Below are 16,916 nucleotides of genomic sequence, written 5' to 3'. Positions count from 1 at the left end.
TTAAAAGTTAATATTTACACCAATAGAATATGTGGATGCTGCAGGTGCTGAATAAAAATCAACTCCGGCACCAGAACCGGCATCGCTACGAGCTTCAGGGTCGTACCCATCGTAATCTGTAAAAGTTAATAGGTTGAGACCTGTGAAGTATACACGTAGTTTACTAAGCCCCATTTTTTCTATGGTTTGTTCTGGCAAGGTATAGCCTAGTGTCAGGTTTCTCAGTCTAATGAAGTCTGATTCTTGTAAATATCGGGTAGAATGTGTGACTCCATTTCCTCCAAACAAACGGGCTTGAGGAACATCAGTAATGTCTCCTGGGTTTTGCCATCTTCTCATTTGATCCCTGGTCTGGTTGTCGAAATAATCTCCATTAGCGGTTTGGTAAATACCACCACCATTATAGATGCTGGCTCCCCATTCCCCTTGGAATGTAAAACTGAAATCAATTCCTTTATATGTAATGGTGTTGGTTAAACCTCCAATCCATTCTGCATAGGGTTTTCCTGCAATAATTCTGCTTGCTTGGTTCGAGTCGTTAGTAGTTTCCTTGCTAAGACTTCCGTCAGCATTCTCAGTATTGGTGTAAAACAAGGCATCTCCGTTTTCCGGATCAACTCCTGCATATTCCAATAGGTAAAATGCCGAAATAGGCTGACCTTCTCTTAAGATTGATCTTCCGGTAATAATATCGGCGCCTTCGTTAGGTAGTGATTTTACCTGGTTATCATTCTTCGCGATATTAATGCTGGTATTCCACTTAAAGTTTTCGGTTAGGACATTTTTGGTGTTCAAAACAAGTTCAACCCCTTTGTTTTCCATCAAGCCTATATTTTTCTGGATACTGGATTGCCCTGAAGTGCCAGGCAAGGGAGTGTCAAAAATAAGGCCATCTGATTCTTTGATATAATAATCAATTTCACCAGAAATACGATTATTTAGAAAACCGTATTCAATACCGAAATCGGTTTGAGTTACATTTTCCCATGTGAGCAGAGAGTTTTCTGCTTGGCTTGGTGATATACCAGGACGTTGGTTGTATGAGGTTCCGCCAAACAGTCCTCGCGACGCAAAGTTTCCAATATTGGCATTTCCGGTTTCTCCCCAACTAGCTCTTAGCTTTAAGAAAGATAAAACTTCAGAATTTTGTAGAAACTCTTCTTCTGAAATGATCCATCCGGCAGAGAAGGCGGAGAAAGTACCAAATTGTACATTCCTACCAAAACGAGAAGAACCATCATGACGGATACTTGCTTTGATCAGGTACTTGTCCAAAAAAGAGTAGGTTGCTCTGGCAAAATAAGAAACAAATCGATTTCCTGAAGTACTTCCACTTCCTGCTGTTATCTCCGCAGCACTGTCGATGGTCTGGAAGTCATCTGTAGGAAATTCAATTCCTGTCACACTTTGAAACCTTCTATTGGTTTTGTTAAATTCTGTCCCTGCAACAACTTCTATATCATGAGTGTTGTTGATGTTTTTATAGAAGGTGAAGTAGTTACTAAAAACATATGATTCTGTTCCCAAAGAAGAGGCGTAAGCTTCTCCATTTGTAGATTGAAACGGAGCCAGTCTTCCTGTAAAGGAGTCTTCTGTTTGATAGTAAAGATCATAACCGAAGTCGGAATTAAATTTAAGGAATGGCAAAAATTGATATTCCCCGAAAGCTCTACCGGTAACCCTTCTGATTACAGTATTGTAGTATGCATGTCGATCTTGTAATAGGAAGTTAGCATAAATGGTATCCGGGTTTGGATCTCCATTATCTAAAAATGCTGGTGATATTGGGGCTTGTGCAATAGCTTGTAATGGTGTTACAAAAGCATTGTCGTTAGCAATTCTATCAATGTCTGTTCTTGAAAAACTTAAGTTGGCACCGGCAGTAAATTTGTCGGACAGTTTATGGGTAACATTTATCCGGGAGGTAATTCTTTCGAGTTCGTTCCCTTTTACAATACCATCGGTGTTGTTGTATGACCCTGAGAAGAAGTACGTTGTTTTTTCATTTCCGCCTGACATGGAAACGTCGGCATCTGTAGTGTAGCCATTTTGAAAGGCGAGAGATTGCCAGTCCGTGTCTACTTCGTTATTACGCCAGTCTGTACCAGCAGAATATGTGTCAAAGAAACTTTCTATATAAGCGGTTCCGTCTTCTTGCCCCATAGAATTGACTGCGGCCTCCGTAAGTAGCTCTACATATTCGGAGGCATTGAGAAACTCTCTTTTGTTGGTAGGGCGACTGAAGCCTTGAGACAAATTAATAGATAGGGTGCCCTTTCCTTGTTTTCCTCTTTTGGTGGTAATAAGCACAACTCCGTTGGCTCCTCTGGATCCGTACACTGCCGATGCAGAAGCATCCTTTAGAATATCAATCGATTCAATTTCGTTTGAACTCAGGGTTAGCAGTGGATTGGTAGGTGATCCGTTGTTTGATTCGTTATCATTGATTAGCGGCACTCCATCGAGAACGTATAAAGGTTCAGCTCCTGCACCAATGCTGGAAACTCCTCGAATCCGAATGGAAACCCCACTTTCAATTTTACCATTGGTTTGTGTCACCTGCACCCCAGCAGCTTTACCTGAAAGTGAATTCTGTAGGCCGGGGGTTGGTACTTCATCAATGTCAGAAGCTGTAAGTTTAGCGATATTATCTGTTAATTTACGTTTGCTTTGCGTACCATAACCTACAACTACAACCTCGTCAAGGGCTTGTGCATCTTCACTTAGCTGAACACTAATAGTGTTGTTGGAGCCTACAATTTCTTCAACACTTACCATTCCAAGATAGGAAAAAACAAGAGTTTGTCCTGATTCAGCATTGATGGCGTAGTTACCATCAAAATCTGTTTGAGTACCTGTGCCGGCACCCTTTACTACTACGTTCGCACCAGGAAGCGGCAGACCATCCTGGTCAGTTACATTTCCAGTAACCGTTTTTTCCTGTGCAAAAGAAAACTGCATTACCAACACCGAAAACAGTGTTAGTAGCCAAGTAATTTTTGATCTCATATTTAATTTATTTGAATTAGCAACACCGAATATCTTAAATTTTTCTTAACAACAAAAACAAAAATGCTTCAAAATGTTATTTTTTACCAAAATAGTATTAAAAATTACTTAAAATTTTACTTTTAATTGTTTTCATTAGTAAAATCATTTAATATTCTATTTTAGACACTAATAAAAGTAAGCCTAGCTTAAAAGAAACTTATCGGCTCCTTTTTACAATAAAGAAATAATCAATGTAGAGATGCAAAAGGGAGGAAAAAAAGGCCGTCTAAATATTGTTAGACGACCTTTATTTATTTGGTGGTTCATTTTAAATCTTATTGCCTGACATAAGTCGAAGTATAATTCCCAGCATCAAAGAATGCGTCACTGTGCTCTAAAATCAAAATCCCGGTCTCTTGATCCCAAGTACCTCCAGTAATACATCCAATTCCATTACTACCGCAGAAGGCAACATCATCGCTTGGAGGGACTACACCTCCACAAGAAACTGAAAAATTACCGTCATTTTGCAATGAAGTGTTTGTAGTACAGAACTGCAACAAACCTCCGTCAGCAGTTGAAGCATACCATGTTCCATCTGCATTTTGCGAAATAGTAACTGTTTCCAGACTCTCGCAATATGTATTGGACATGGTATAAGTGCCCGCAAGGTCATAAGAGCAGTTTAAAGTCATCGCAAACACTCCTATAGAATTGGCATAGGAAAGAATATCTCCATCACTTTTGTACACCTTGATCTTAAACGCCAGTTGATCGCCAATCCTTAAATCAGATTCAGATACACCTGTTCCGGAAAGTAAATCCCCAATCGAGTTTAAATCTAAAGTATAAGGAAGCGATGTGGTTTCGGAAACAAGACTTTCTTCCCCTCCGTTAAGAGATTTGACAATCTCTAGTTTTTCAACATCTTCAAGTGAGCCCGAAACTTGGTTTATCACCAAATGGAGACTGGCTGAAGTGACATCCACCATAGCTTCGCTTAGGTCAACCCCACTTTCAGGTGATCCTAAAAATTGTCCTTCAGAGTCAGATTTAATATCAATCATGACACCTCCAGTTGCCGCATTACCCGTTAACTCATCATTATCATCATCAACACATGACATCGGGATGGATAATATGAATAAAGCAAAAATTATATATGTTATATTTTTCATCTTTTACTGTTTTTTAAAGTCTAAAATTTACTGCCAGAATAATGCAGATGTTAATTCATCTCCTCCTATTCTTTGCGCACCACTATCGTAGTTGTCTTTATTTAAAGAAACTTCGGTAGTAGGGTAATAATATCGAGAAGGTATTTGATTAAGAGCACCTTCTATGGCAGGACTTAATGCTGGAAGTTTGGTTCTTCTCCATTCTGTCCATGCTTCAAAACCTTGCCCGAACAATGCTAACCATTCTTGTTGGCCTATTTTAGTTCTCGCTTCAGCTTGTGAGGAAAAACTTATATCTGTCTGAGCTAAGTATGTGGAAGCATCAACACCATTAAAATCAAAACTGGCCTGTATTCCCTCCATATAATACTCAAGGGCTTGAGTTGTGCCCCCCGAAATATAACCTTCATTCGCGGCCTCAGCCATTAAGAAGTTAAGCTGTGAATACGACATCAACACCCCCGGCAAAGTAGGGTCAAGATAAAAATCACCCAAACCGGAAATATTAGCATAGGTATAGCCAAGATCCTCGTTTGGAAGCGTTGTTGGGCTACCATATCCGGACGGCTTACCGACAATATCTCCGTCAACATTCTCACCTGCATAAACTTCCAACCTTGGATCATTCAAAGACTCCATAAGGTCAGTCAATGCTGAATTTATTTTGTATTCCAACCTAGAACCAAAAACGATGGTTTCATAAAATGGATTGGCGTCTGGTGAAGCTTCTAAATACGGTAATTGTGCATTATCAGCATTAGAGGTAAAGAGTTGCCCTCCATTAACTAAGGCTTGTAATTCTGAACTCACATCCCGCGTTGAAGAAATCCTCATCAAGGCTCTGAATTTTAACGAATTGGCAAGCTTTCTCCATTGGGAGGCATCCCCTCCGTAATAGAGGTCTGATGTTGCTTCAATGGATCCGTTGCCTGAGCCTAGCAAGCCGGCTGCTTGAGTGTACAGATCAATTACCCCCTCGAAAACTGTTGCTTCATCGTCGTAGGCGGGTTTTAAAATGGTTTGGTCTAATGCTTCGGTAAAAGGTACGGGGCCGTAAAGTTCCGCTAAAGTTTGGAATGCAACGCCTTTCATTACTAAGGCAGCGCCCTGAAGTACCTGGTTTTCTTCCTCCGCAGCCAAATTGTACATGGCGTTGGTTTCAGAAGCAACATTAGAGTAAATAGAATTGTATATATTATCAATTACACCTCTACGTGGTACATACCTTTCCTCATCATTATACTGCACTTTGGTCATATGTTGAGCCCAAATGGCTCCCATATCACCTCCTGTACCTCCTAAAACACCATATAACACATTGGTGTATATTCTTTGACTGGAGCCCAGTAATAGATGGGCAGGAAGTGCCGTAGAGTTGTTCGGGTCTTGGTTCAGCTCCTCAAAGTCTTTGTCACAACTGCTTGTGATCAATGCGAGGCTGAATAACGCAAACAATATTTTTTTAATTCTTTTCATGATATATCTTTTAACCTATTAGAATTTTATGCTTATGTTGTAACCTATGTTCCTTGCAGAAGGATATTGACCGAATTCTTGACCTTGTTCACCATTAGAGCTACTAAACCCTGTTTCGGGGTCAATATGTGGCGCTTTCTTGTATAATATTGCTAGGTTTCTACCTACTACAGAAAATTTAATCGATTCCACAGGTGTGTTCTCCAATAACCTTAACGGTATACTGTAGCCCAAAGTGACCTGTCTTAATTTTACGTATGAAGCATCAAAGACAGCACTTGATTCAACAGAGTTGTTATACGAAGCCTGGTTAAATGACTTGGCTTGAATAATCACATCATTTGGAACATATCCTCCGCTTCCGTCAGACATCACTCCATTTCCTACCAAACCGTCTTCTCTTCCTATGGTGGACTCCTCCAGTGTACCGGCATATCTACCCCAAGCATAAGTCATACTGTGGATATCACCGCCTATCTTGGCGTCTATCAGCGTTGAAAAATCGAAGTTCTTATACCTAATAGCAAAGTTGGCACCACCGGTCCAGTCTGGAGCAATGTCTCCAAGTACCTGTGCGGTCTGGTCGATTAGCGGTAAACCATCTTCATAGATGACTTGCCCATCCTCGGTCCTTTCAAAATCTCTACCGACGATTACACCATAAGGTTCTCCAGGTCTGGCTTCCAGGGTAACTCCCCATTGGCCACCTAGGATATAAGTGTCAAGCTCCCCTAGTGAGGTGACTTGGTTGTCATTTATAGCCCAGTTCAGATCTATGTCAAAACTAAAATCATCCGATCTCAATACAGTACCTCCGAGTTGGATTTCAACCCCTTTGTTGTTCATATCTGCAATGTTGTCCCATACACTGGTGTAACCAGTTGATGCGGACACTTGAATAGGTACTAACAGGTCCTCACTCTTTTGATCGTAGTAAGTACCACTGAACCTTAATCTGTTTCGGAAAAATTTAGCGTCAAGACCAAATTCAATTCCGGTAACAGTTTCCGCTTTTAAATCAGGGTTAAATTGAGTGTTTGGTACAGAACCCTGGTTACCAAAACCTGTATTAGTCAAGTTGAATGTCGCATTAATACTGTAGGGATCGAGCGCTCCTGTACTACCTACTTTGGACCAACCTCCTCTTAGTTTGAGTAAATCGATATTTTCTCCCAAATCAAATGCATCAGAAAGAACCAATGATCCTGAAACAGAGGGGTAAAAGAAGGAGTTGTTTTGAATGGGTAAAATACTAGCCCAGTCGTTTCTTCCGGTAAAGTCTACATATAAGAAGCCTTTATAAGCTAGCTGACCATAACCGTATAAACTGTTAATTTTTTGGTTCTGTTCAGCATTGTCTAAACGTGCTGTAGATCCTGTTTGTAAGTTAGACAGGTTGTATAGGTCGGGAAGCTCTAGCGCGGGCAATTCCCCCAGAGTACTGTTGTACCTTCTGTTCATGTGATTCGCTCCCAGATTAAGCGAAAATGAAAGATCTTCAGTAATGTCTTTGTTCATACTTACCAAGAAGCTGGCATTAATCTCTTCAAAACGTCTTTGGATTTGGAGATAATATCCATCTGGAGCACCGTTACTTCCTTTGGCTTTGCGCCTGGTTTCAAATTGACTGTAGAAATCAGCACCTAATTTGGTGTTTAAACTCAGCCAATCGTTTATATCATAATTCAAGTCTATATTACCTACCAAACGGTCCTTTTCAAGAGTGTTCCTGTTGGTCTCGAGTACCCAATATGGGTTGTTCTGGAAGTTGTGGTTCCAGTTCAAGGGAGTTCCTGCGGCTGCTGTACCCTCAGGAGCCAGGGGAAAGTTCCTCCAATCCCTCAATTGTTGAAAATCAACATTTCTGGCAGACCATATAAATTGTTGGAAAGGGTTTTCGTTATTGTACCCAGTGATTGGTAAGTTGTCGCTATCGACATTGAAATAATTAGCATTAAGCCCCGCAGTAAACTGATCGCCTAATTCTAAATTGCCAGCAAAACCTACAGTAAATTTATTGAGTTCAGTAAATGGAATCATACCTTTTTCTTCACTATTACCAATTGACAGCCTCAGGTTCTCAGTAGTTAAAGACAAGTTGTTGCTTATATTGATTCCTGTATCTAAGAAATCCTTAACATTATCCGGATAGGAAACCCACGGCAATGGCCCTCCTCCCTGCAACTGTGAGTTCCATTGGACAAAACTTAAACCTGTGTCCAAGGGCGGCCCCCAACTTTCGTCAACTCCATCGCCAATACCATGACCGGCACCATCCACAAATTCAAAACCACTGGTGTCACCACCTTGGCCATATTTGTTTTGATAGTCCGGCAGGATTAGAGGATTGGAAAAAGTCACATTGGTATTTAAAGATACACTGAATTTTTTTCCAGCTGAGCCCCTTTTTGTTGTAATTACAATCACACCATTACCTGCTCTTAATCCGTACAAGGCAGCGGCGTTAGGTCCTTTTAACACGGATATGGATTCTATATCATCCGGGTTGATGTCTGCTGCACCATTTGGTAAATCGACACCACCGCCAGATCCTGCGTTACCATAACTGGTATTATCAATAGGCACACCGTCAACTATATAGAGCGGCTCGTTATTACCTGTAATAGAAGAGTTTCCTCTTAGTACAATCCTTGAAGAGGCACCTACACTACCAGAAGTGGCAGTTACCTGAACACCGGATATCTTACCACTAATAGCATTGGTCAAGTTGCTTTCCCTTGCTTCGGTAAGGTCTTCTCCTCCGATTCCTTGTACAGAATAACCTAGGGCTTTTTCTTCTCTCCTAATACCCAGAGCCGTTACTATCACCTCTTCCAATGCCTCAGCATCTTCTTGTAAGGTTACGTTAATCGTGCTCGAAGCACCTACTACCCTTTCCTGTGTTGTTTGACCTACATATGAAAAGACTAAAGTCATTCCTGTAGCAACAGAGATAGAATAGTTTCCGTCAAAATCTGTTTGTGTTCCTGTTGTTGTTCCTTTTACAGTTACATTTGCACCCGGTAACGGCAAGCCGTCCTGATCGGTTACAATTCCAGTAACCTCTTTTTCCTGTGCAAAAGAAAACTGCATTACTAACACCGAGAACAGTGTTAGCAACCAAGTAAATTTTAATCTCATCTTTAATTTATTTGAATTAGCCATATGCAATATCTTAAATTTTTCTTAATAATAAAAATAAAAACACTTATAAATATTAATATTTTAAAAAAAATCTTTATTATTGACATATTTTCTACATATTAAATATTTAATAAGTTAAAATAATATCATTTTGACATAATTTCTCACATTTAACAACTTATTTTTTATCACAAACCTATTTTTTAACATTATTTCGATTATTTTTTTGAAATTGCCACTTGACAATTAAATTATATTTTTGTGCTGAGCTTCTTGGTTTATGATAGAATGAACCATGGCAATTTATGTTGACCTCTCTCGTTATTATCGGGACGGGATGACTTTGAAGAAATAATTAAAATAACAGATGAAAAGATATTTTTGGTTGTTGCCTATCGTCCTTTTTCTTATTCACGCTTGTGAAAAACCTACCCCTCGTGATAACGGACTTGTTTCCTATACCCCGCTTAACGCTACATCAGTTATCAAGATCAATGACTACCAAGCCTTCAAAAGTGAGATCATCAACAATAATTTCCTGAAAGAATTAAAAAACATCGGTCCTTATAAAAATTCACAGTCCCTGCTTTCTTCCCTAAAGTATCTGAACCCGAATGGAACTTCACTTCTGGCTTTTAATGAAATTGGGAAAAATGCTTTCGACTATACTTTTATCACCAAAAACCACAACGAACTATTTGCCATTGATTCTACAACCGATCGAAAAATTGAAACCCTGACTTATGAAAATGCTTCTATAAAAGTATTGTCCATTGGGGATAAAAAAATATACAGTACTTCCATCGACGATCACTTTATAGGATCTTCATCAAAACTCATCATAGAAAACCTGATAAGAAATAACGGTGCGGACTATACCGATAAAAAACTACTTAAGCTATATCAAGTAGCTCAGGAAAATGTTCCGGCAAACATCTTTATCAATCACAAAAAAGGGAATTCGTTTTTTGAAAATGTCTTTTCCGGCACTTTTGCCAAAAAACTGACCAAATTCAACGATTGGACCTCCTTCGATTCCAGTATTGCTCAAGATTACATCAAACTCAACGGTATTGCCGTGGCGAGTGATTCCATCAATAACACGTTGAATATTCTTAAATACACCGCTCCGGGCGCTAGTAGTATTGCCGATATCACTCCGCTCAACACTTCCTATTTTGTATCATATCCATTAGAAGAAAAGCTTGCCGAAAAACTGGGAAAACCAAGTGATTCCCTTTTCTTTAACAGTACGGAAGTAGCTGAAATAAGCTTCAACGACACTCAAGTCTTCGCTGTCAAAACCACTCAGGAGGTTAAATTTGAAGATATCCTTCAAAAATATGTGAGTGGAAAAAGCTCTTATCGGGATCAAACCATCTGGCAACTCAACACAGACGAGCTGATCACTACCAATTTTTCAAAAATTGTGGGGCAACTACCCACAAACCTGGTAGCTAAAATTGGTGATTTCTATGTTTTTACTGAAAATCGTGAGGTGCTGGAAGACATCATCTCCAACTTCCAGAACAATGCAACCCTGTCACAACTACTCACCTATAAAAATTTAAGAAGTGAACTTGCCGGTGAATCTTCAGTTTTAATTGTCGGGAATCTCGAAAAACTAAAAGACAACAACAATATTCTCTCTGAAGACTTCAGTAAAGGAATTGCTAAAAAAGATTTTAAAGACTATAAGTTTACAGCGGTTCAATATATAGCTGAAGGTGATTTTGCACATTTTCATGCATTGCTGAAAAAAGCAAACACTTCCACAACCAGCTCCAGCCTCATTACCCAGATGTACAATACGACACTGGATGCCGAACCCATTACAAGACCACAATTTCTTTTGAATCACCACACCAAGAAAAAGGAGATCGTTATTCAGGATGCCGATAACAATCTTTATCTTATTTCTACTGAAGGAAAAGTGCTTTGGAAGAAAAAACTGGACAGCAAAATAAAAGGTGATATCACCCAGGTTGACCTCTACAGAAACGGAAGACTACAACTTGCTTTCACCACCGCTGACAAATTGATGATCGTTGACAGGAACGGAAAAGATGTTCCGCCTTTTCCACTGAGTTTTAAAAACACCATTACGCAACCTTTGGCTGTTTTTGATTATGACAAAAACAAAAATTACCGCTTCCTTGTCGTGATGGGGAACGAAATAAAAATGTATGACCGCAACGCCTCTATCGTTAGCGGATTTACATTAAAGAAAACCCAAAATCCATTGATCAACCCACCCGAGCATATCCGCATTGGGAACAAAGATTATATTGTGATGCAGGAATCTGACGGAAAATTGGATATTCTTCACCGTACGGGGAGTGTCAGGATCAAACTTAATGGGAAAATTGACTTTTCGGGTAACAAGGTATATCTCTATAACGGAAGATTTACAACAACAAACTCTTCCGGAGACCTGATCCAAATTGATCAAAAAGGAGGTATCAACAAAATTGAGTTAGGACTGAAAGATGAACACAGGATAGATGCCACCACCAAAACCCTGGCCACGGTTTCTGAAAATATCTTAACTGTCAAAGAGAACAAAGCTACATTGGATTTCGGCATCTACACCGAACCCAGAATATTTTATCTCAACGACAAAATATACGTTTCCGTAACCGACAGGCAGACACATCAGGTGTATTTATATGACAGCAACGCAAAAATGATCAAGAATTTCCCTGTTTATGGTGATTCTGCCATCGACATGGCCGATATTGACAATGATAAAAAACCAGAGATTGTAACTGTTGGTGATGAAAACTCGATTATCTGCTATAAAATGAATTAATAAATGGCAGGCTCTTTCATAGCAAGAGAGTGTCTAAAAAAGTCTTTAAAACCTTTGTCACACTGAGCCTGTCGAAGTGTAATGAGAATTAAATCGTCTTCGACAGGCTCAGACTGACAATTTGTGTAAACAGTCTTTTTAGACACCCTCTACCATCTAATCTACACTTTTTCCCTTTCAAAAAACTCCACTTCAAAAAGTGCTTTAAAATGCTTTAACAGTTTTGTTTTTACTTCTTCCACCGGAATTTCGGGTTTTCCCAGCTCTACATTGAGTGATGTTACAGCTTTTCCCCTAATCCCACACGGAATAATATTGTCGAAATACCCCAAATCGGAATTGACATTCAAAGCAAATCCGTGCATAGTTACCCAGCGGGAAGCCCGCACGCCCATCGCACAAATTTTTCTGGCAAAAGGAGTTCCTACATCGATCCACACCCCTGTTTCGCCTTCGCTACGCATCGCTTTGATACCGTATTCATCCAAAGTAAGAATAATGACTTCCTCAAGAAAGCGGAGGTATTTATGAATATCGGTAAAAAAATTGTCCAAATCCAGGATGGGGTAACCTACGATCTGTCCGGGGCCGTGATAGGTAATGTCACCCCCGCGATTAATCTTATAAAAAGTAGCCCCCTTTGCTTTTAATTGATCTTCATTTAGCAAAAGATTATCGATATCGCCACTCTTTCCCAAGGTGTACACATGTGGATGTTCTACAAAAAGGAAATAATTAGGCGTCTCTTTATCCGTATTCTCACGCCGGTTTTGAATTTTGATATCCAAAATCCCTTTAAAAAGCTCCTCCTGATAATCCCAGGTTTCCTTGTAATCTTTATAACCTAAATCCTGTAACTCAACAGCTTTGTTCATAGGGACAAAGATACGAAGGAAGTTAGAAGTACGAAATACGAAATTAGAAGTACAGTATATCCCTAAATAAGGTTGACCATTTTTGAATCTATAATATTCTTTCATTAGTTATCAAAACAGCTCCCCTCTTCAGACGAAGAGGGGAATGAATCTGCCAACGGCGGAGAAAGGGGAGTTTTGAAAGCCCAAGCTTTATGGTTAAATCACCGAGCATTTGTTCTATACCAATGACATGGGATTTCAAAACCCTCCGTCTTCAGTTCTGCTATCGCAAAACTGAATCCACCTCCCTTCGTCTGAAGGGAGGAACCGTTTTTTGTTTTTATTATTAAGTAACTTTAAATTAAGACCTATAATATATGTGGTCAACCCATATCAGGGACGTACAATAGGAGGTTCTTGGTCAAAAACAACAAACTTCTTCTACCTATTCGGATTATTTAAAATAATAAGTGCAGCGATAACTCCGGGGATCCACCCACAAAGCCATAATATAAATACGATAACGATAGAACCGCAACCTTTGTCCAATACGGCCAAAGGCGGGCATAAAATTGAAAGCAATACTCTCCAGATACTCATTTTTGATTTGTTTTTTGACTGATCCCACTAAGTGGGTTTTATTATTTGGTATTTTACATCGGAACAAGGCCAAGGTAAATGACAAATATAATTGATGATTTATTTATATGACGTCATATTCCTCATTTTGTTACACTTTTCGAGGGAGGGATTGCAGTGAACTGAAAGTCTATTTGCCACTAATTCACAAATGCTTTCCCCCCCCAACTCTTCCAAAGGAGGGGAGTTAAATATATCCGTGAATCTGTGGCTATAATTTATAGAAACTAAAAGCAACTGCAATACCCCGACGGTTCGGGGGCAGGGGTTTAAACCCACAACTTAGACCAATAAAATTTTATTAGCTTTTTGGAATTTCTAATGAAAAAAAATTCATGTAAATTTGCAAGCTTAAAACGCAAAAGACAGACTATGCAACTTTCAGAACAGGAGATCATTCGCAGGGAAAAGCTTGGAAAGCTACGTGAATTGGGCATTAACCCGTATCCGGCAGCTTTATATCCGGTTGACCATACCTCTAAAAAGGTCAAGGAAACTTTTGAGGAGGACAAGAAGGTGGTGCTTGCCGGACGATTGATGAGCCGACGTATCCAGGGGAAGGCTTCTTTTGCTGAGTTGCAGGATAGTGAAGGGCGTATTCAGTTGTACTTTAACCGGGATGAAATTTGTACCGGTGAAGACAAAACGCTTTATAACGACGTTTATAAAAAACTACTCGACATCGGTGATATTATCGGTATTGAAGGAACACTCTTCAAGACCAAAGTAGGCGAAATGACTGTGATGGTGAAGAACTTTACGGTGCTGAACAAATCCCTTCGTCCGTTGCCATTGCCAAAAGTAGACAGCGAAGGAAAAGTGTTTGACGAGTTTAACGACCCGGAATTGCGTTACCGACAACGTTATGTGGATTTAATCGTGAATCCGCATGTAAAAGAGACTTTCTTAAAACGAACCAAGATAACAAACAGCATACGCGATTTCTTTAACAAGCGTGACTATATCGAGGTGGAAACCCCGATTTTACAATCCATTCCGGGGGGAGCGGCAGCACGGCCGTTTGTCACCCACCACAATGCGTTGAACATTCCGCTTTACCTGAGAATCGCCAACGAATTGTACCTAAAAAGACTTATCGTGGGCGGTTTTGACGGCGTGTATGAGTTCTCCAAGGATTTCCGTAACGAAGGAATGGACAAAACCCACAATCCGGAGTTTACCGTGATGGAGCTTTATGTTTCCTACAAAGATTACAACTGGATGATGAGTATGACCGAAGAATTACTTGAAAAAGTAGCTGTGGATGCCAACGGAAGTTCGAAAGTGCAAGTAGGCGATAATGAAATCGACTTTAAAGCGCCCTACCCGCGTGTGCCTATCCTTCAAGCCATAAAAGACCACACCGGTTATGATGTGGCGGGAATGAATGAAGAAGAATTGCATGGCGTATGCGAAAAACTCGATATCCCTGTTGATGAAAGTATGGGCATCGGGAAACTGATCGATGAGATCTTTGGTGAAAAATGTGAGCACCATTACGTCCAGCCGACATTCATCACCGACTATCCCAAAGAAATGAGTCCGCTTACCAAAGAACACCGTGATAATCCGGCTTTGACAGAACGTTTTGAACTCATGGTCAATGGAAAGGAACTCGCCAATGCCTATTCGGAGTTGAACGACCCGATAGATCAACGCGAACGTTTTGAAGAACAACTGAAACTCTCAGAAAAAGGAGACGACGAAGCCATGTTTATCGATCAGGATTTCCTTCGCGCTTTGGAATACGGAATGCCCCCTACTTCGGGAATCGGAATCGGAATCGACCGTTTGGTGATGTTGATGACCAACAACTCGTCCATTCAAGAAGTGTTGTTCTTCCCGCAAATGCGTCCGGAGAAAAAATTGGACGTCGCGTTGAACGAAGAAGAAAAAATGGTTTTTGACCTCCTGAAAAAACAAGAACCCATGCCCTTATCCGACTTGAAAGCACAATCAGAGCTAAGCAACAAAAAATGGGACAAGACCATAAAAGGCCTTACCAAGCACAAACTGGCAAAAGTGAATAAAACCGATGATGGTTTATTTGTGGAGGTGGTAAAGTAACAACAACAAAATAACACATAAAAGAGACTGCCTAAAAAGCTATAAACTCAGATGTCATGCTGAGCCTGTCGAAGCATCATTAATTGATTATCAATGCGTCTTCGACTACCCTTCGACAAGCTCAGGGTGACAAATCAAGTTTGTTCAGGGCTTTTTAGACAACCTCTTTTCACTCAAACAAAAACTGGAACTACTATCCAAACAAAAAAATCATTACACAGTTTCAACGACCACTTAATGGGCCAATTGATAATACGTTTCCCTTACCGGTTCGTTGACCGATAAGCAATTCAGTTCAGGATGTACCGTATTTAGATAGGCATAAACAGGCTCCTTTATTTTAGTAAGCATAAAATAGCCGTCCATTTCTTTGTGCGAAACGAATTTAACGGCCAGTTTATGCTCTTCAATATATTTGGAAGGCAAAAAGGTGTGTTGTCTGTCTACAAAATAAACGATCATCCGGTGCGACTCCCCGGTGCAAATGAGATGTCCGTAGATCGGGATTAAAATCCCGTCACACTCCACTTCTTTCAGTTGGGTATCTGCTTTAATATTCTCGACGATTAAAGATAAACTGTTCATACTGCCAAAACTATAACACATACACACAGTAAAACAGAGGTAAAAGCATGTAATTTTAAGGGTGTTTTCCCCTTTTTTTACATTCACCATAGATCCGTCAAAACAATCTATAAATAAACAACAAAGCAAAAAACACAGCTCCTCCCTTGTGGCGAAGGGAGGTGGATTCAGTTTTGCGATAGCAGAACTGAAGACGGAGGGTTTTGAAATCCCAAACCACAACTAAAAAACACCAACCCAAAAACTCCCGACTCCCGACTTCCTCTCTTTTCACAACAGGGCCGAGCGTTAAAAAAACACCCGCTCCGCAAAGTCTCCCGACTTTGGGGGTCAACATTAACGGAATATCCAACCAGAGGAAAATGTTCCATTTTTAGTAAGTTAGCTGCTAGCACACACAACTATCCTTACACAAGCACGCTGGGGTGATTTGGAAAAATTACCAATTTTAGGTAAATTTGAGTAAAGTTAATTAAAAATGAAAAACACATCCATATCACTCGGAAATTATTTTGACCAATTTGTAAATAGCCAAGTTTCTGCTGGACGATACAAAAACGTCAGCGAAGTAATTCGTGCTGGACTTCGACTTTTAGAAAACGAGGAAAACAAAGTAATTGCGTTGCGAAATGCAATACAAGAGGGTTTAAACAGTCCTTTGGTTGAAGACTTTGACTTTGACGAAAATCTAAAAAGATTAAAAGCCGAAAAACGAGAAAATGGCTAAAGTTATATTGAGACAGGAAGCCATTGACGACTTGAACGACATTTGGGACTATACTTTTGAAAAATGGTCAGAAAAGCAAGCGGACAAATATTATGCGACAATAAAACTTGCTTGTAACGGAATTGGAGAAAATCCTAATGTTGGAAAAGAATATGACGGAATAAGCAAAAACTTACTCGGATTAAAATCTGGCAAGCATATCATATTTTACCAACCACTTTCAGAAGGTAAAATTGAGGTCATCAGAATTTTACACGAACGAATGGACTTGAAAAATAGGATGACTGAATAAAAAAACTACACCACAACAACACCTATAAGCTATGGCTTGCGAGCCGCTCCGAAAAGTCTCCCGACTTTGAGGAGGGCGGAGCGTTAAAAAATAACCCAGTGGGTTATTTTAGCGAACGAGCCAGCCGGCGGGCGGGAAAGAAATCCCA

11 protein-coding genes are annotated in these 16,916 nt (G+C 40.0%); 4 read left to right on the top strand and 7 right to left on the bottom strand.

All coding sequences use genetic code 11. From position 1 onward, the window contains the following. From OOZ15_RS05750 to OOZ15_RS05735, 4 genes are all read right to left on the bottom strand, one after another. Complete coding sequence (locus OOZ15_RS05750; protein WP_265954993.1) at positions 1 to 3,009, bottom strand: SusC/RagA family TonB-linked outer membrane protein; 3,009 nt, start codon at positions 3,007 to 3,009, stop codon at positions 1 to 3. Positions 3,010 to 3,326: 317 nt separating this feature from the next. After that, positions 3,327 to 4,169: a hypothetical protein gene (locus tag OOZ15_RS05745; RefSeq protein ID WP_265954992.1), complete on the bottom strand. Its 843-nt coding sequence runs from the start codon at positions 4,167 to 4,169 to the stop codon at positions 3,327 to 3,329. A gap of 27 nt (positions 4,170 to 4,196) precedes the next feature. Next, entirely contained in the window at positions 4,197 to 5,645 is a 1,449-nt protein-coding gene (locus OOZ15_RS05740) for a SusD/RagB family nutrient-binding outer membrane lipoprotein (RefSeq protein ID WP_265954991.1), read from the bottom strand. 18 nt (positions 5,646 to 5,663) lie between these two features. Beyond that, on the bottom strand, positions 5,664 to 8,786 hold the full coding sequence (locus tag OOZ15_RS05735) for a SusC/RagA family TonB-linked outer membrane protein (protein WP_265954990.1): 3,123 nt from the start codon (positions 8,784 to 8,786) through the stop codon (positions 5,664 to 5,666). Positions 8,787 to 9,156: 370 nt separating this feature from the next. Between OOZ15_RS05735 and OOZ15_RS05730 the strand changes: the two genes are divergently transcribed. After that, complete coding sequence (locus OOZ15_RS05730; protein ID WP_265954989.1) at positions 9,157 to 11,601, top strand: ribonuclease HII; 2,445 nt, start codon at positions 9,157 to 9,159, stop codon at positions 11,599 to 11,601. A gap of 161 nt (positions 11,602 to 11,762) precedes the next feature. Here the strand turns inward: OOZ15_RS05730 and lipB are convergent, their stop codons facing one another. Both lipB and OOZ15_RS05720 read right to left on the bottom strand, forming a co-directional pair. Continuing rightward, positions 11,763 to 12,476, bottom strand: coding sequence for a lipoyl(octanoyl) transferase LipB (lipB, locus tag OOZ15_RS05725; RefSeq protein WP_265954988.1), 714 nt, complete (start codon positions 12,474 to 12,476; stop codon positions 11,763 to 11,765). Between the two features lie 423 nt (positions 12,477 to 12,899). After that, complete coding sequence (locus OOZ15_RS05720; protein WP_265954987.1) at positions 12,900 to 13,058, bottom strand: YqaE/Pmp3 family membrane protein; 159 nt, start codon at positions 13,056 to 13,058, stop codon at positions 12,900 to 12,902. Between the two features lie 411 nt (positions 13,059 to 13,469). Between OOZ15_RS05720 and lysS the strand changes: the two genes are divergently transcribed. Continuing rightward, positions 13,470 to 15,164: a lysine--tRNA ligase gene (gene lysS / locus OOZ15_RS05715; protein ID WP_265954986.1), complete on the top strand. Its 1,695-nt coding sequence runs from the start codon at positions 13,470 to 13,472 to the stop codon at positions 15,162 to 15,164. A 234-nt stretch (positions 15,165 to 15,398) separates the two neighbouring features. On the opposite strand, the gene OOZ15_RS05710 is transcribed toward lysS, so the two are convergent. Continuing rightward, a complete protein-coding gene (locus OOZ15_RS05710; protein WP_265954985.1) occupies positions 15,399 to 15,749 on the bottom strand; it encodes a hypothetical protein in 351 nt (116 codons plus the stop codon). A gap of 478 nt (positions 15,750 to 16,227) precedes the next feature. On the opposite strand from OOZ15_RS05710, the gene OOZ15_RS05705 reads away from it, so the two are divergent. Together OOZ15_RS05705 and OOZ15_RS05700 are read left to right on the top strand one after the other, a co-directional pair. Further along, positions 16,228 to 16,476, top strand: a complete 249-nt coding sequence (locus OOZ15_RS05705) for a type II toxin-antitoxin system ParD family antitoxin (RefSeq protein ID WP_265954984.1) — start codon at positions 16,228 to 16,230, stop codon at positions 16,474 to 16,476. Beyond that, positions 16,469 to 16,768 carry a type II toxin-antitoxin system RelE/ParE family toxin gene (locus OOZ15_RS05700; protein WP_265954983.1) on the top strand — a complete coding sequence of 100 codons (300 nt, stop codon included), beginning with the start codon at positions 16,469 to 16,471 and terminating at the stop codon, positions 16,766 to 16,768. Before OOZ15_RS05705 ends, OOZ15_RS05700 begins: the two co-directional genes overlap by 8 nt. Positions 16,769 to 16,916: the final 148 nt, after the last annotated feature.

Source organism: Galbibacter kalidii, from assembly GCF_026241135.1.
GTDB lineage: Bacteria > Bacteroidota > Bacteroidia > Flavobacteriales > Flavobacteriaceae > Galbibacter.
The sequence above is the reverse complement of the archived record's forward strand: the minus strand, read 5'-3'. Positions and strand labels throughout refer to the sequence as shown.

Coding starts and splice junctions, on each gene's coding strand:
- OOZ15_RS05750 (WP_265954993.1), bottom strand. CDS start 3,009: ATGAGATCAAAAATTACTTGGCTACTAACACTGTTTTCGGTGTTGGTA.
- OOZ15_RS05745 (WP_265954992.1), bottom strand. CDS start 4,169: ATGAAAAATATAACATATATAATTTTTGCTTTATTCATATTATCCATC.
- OOZ15_RS05740 (WP_265954991.1), bottom strand. CDS start 5,645: ATGAAAAGAATTAAAAAAATATTGTTTGCGTTATTCAGCCTCGCATTG.
- OOZ15_RS05735 (WP_265954990.1), bottom strand. CDS start 8,786: ATGAGATTAAAATTTACTTGGTTGCTAACACTGTTCTCGGTGTTAGTA.
- OOZ15_RS05730 (WP_265954989.1), top strand. CDS start 9,157: ATGAAAAGATATTTTTGGTTGTTGCCTATCGTCCTTTTTCTTATTCAC.
- lipB (WP_265954988.1), bottom strand. CDS start 12,476: ATGAACAAAGCTGTTGAGTTACAGGATTTAGGTTATAAAGATTACAAG.
- OOZ15_RS05720 (WP_265954987.1), bottom strand. CDS start 13,058: ATGAGTATCTGGAGAGTATTGCTTTCAATTTTATGCCCGCCTTTGGCC.
- lysS (WP_265954986.1), top strand. CDS start 13,470: ATGCAACTTTCAGAACAGGAGATCATTCGCAGGGAAAAGCTTGGAAAG.
- OOZ15_RS05710 (WP_265954985.1), bottom strand. CDS start 15,749: ATGAACAGTTTATCTTTAATCGTCGAGAATATTAAAGCAGATACCCAA.
- OOZ15_RS05705 (WP_265954984.1), top strand. CDS start 16,228: ATGAAAAACACATCCATATCACTCGGAAATTATTTTGACCAATTTGTA.
- OOZ15_RS05700 (WP_265954983.1), top strand. CDS start 16,469: ATGGCTAAAGTTATATTGAGACAGGAAGCCATTGACGACTTGAACGAC.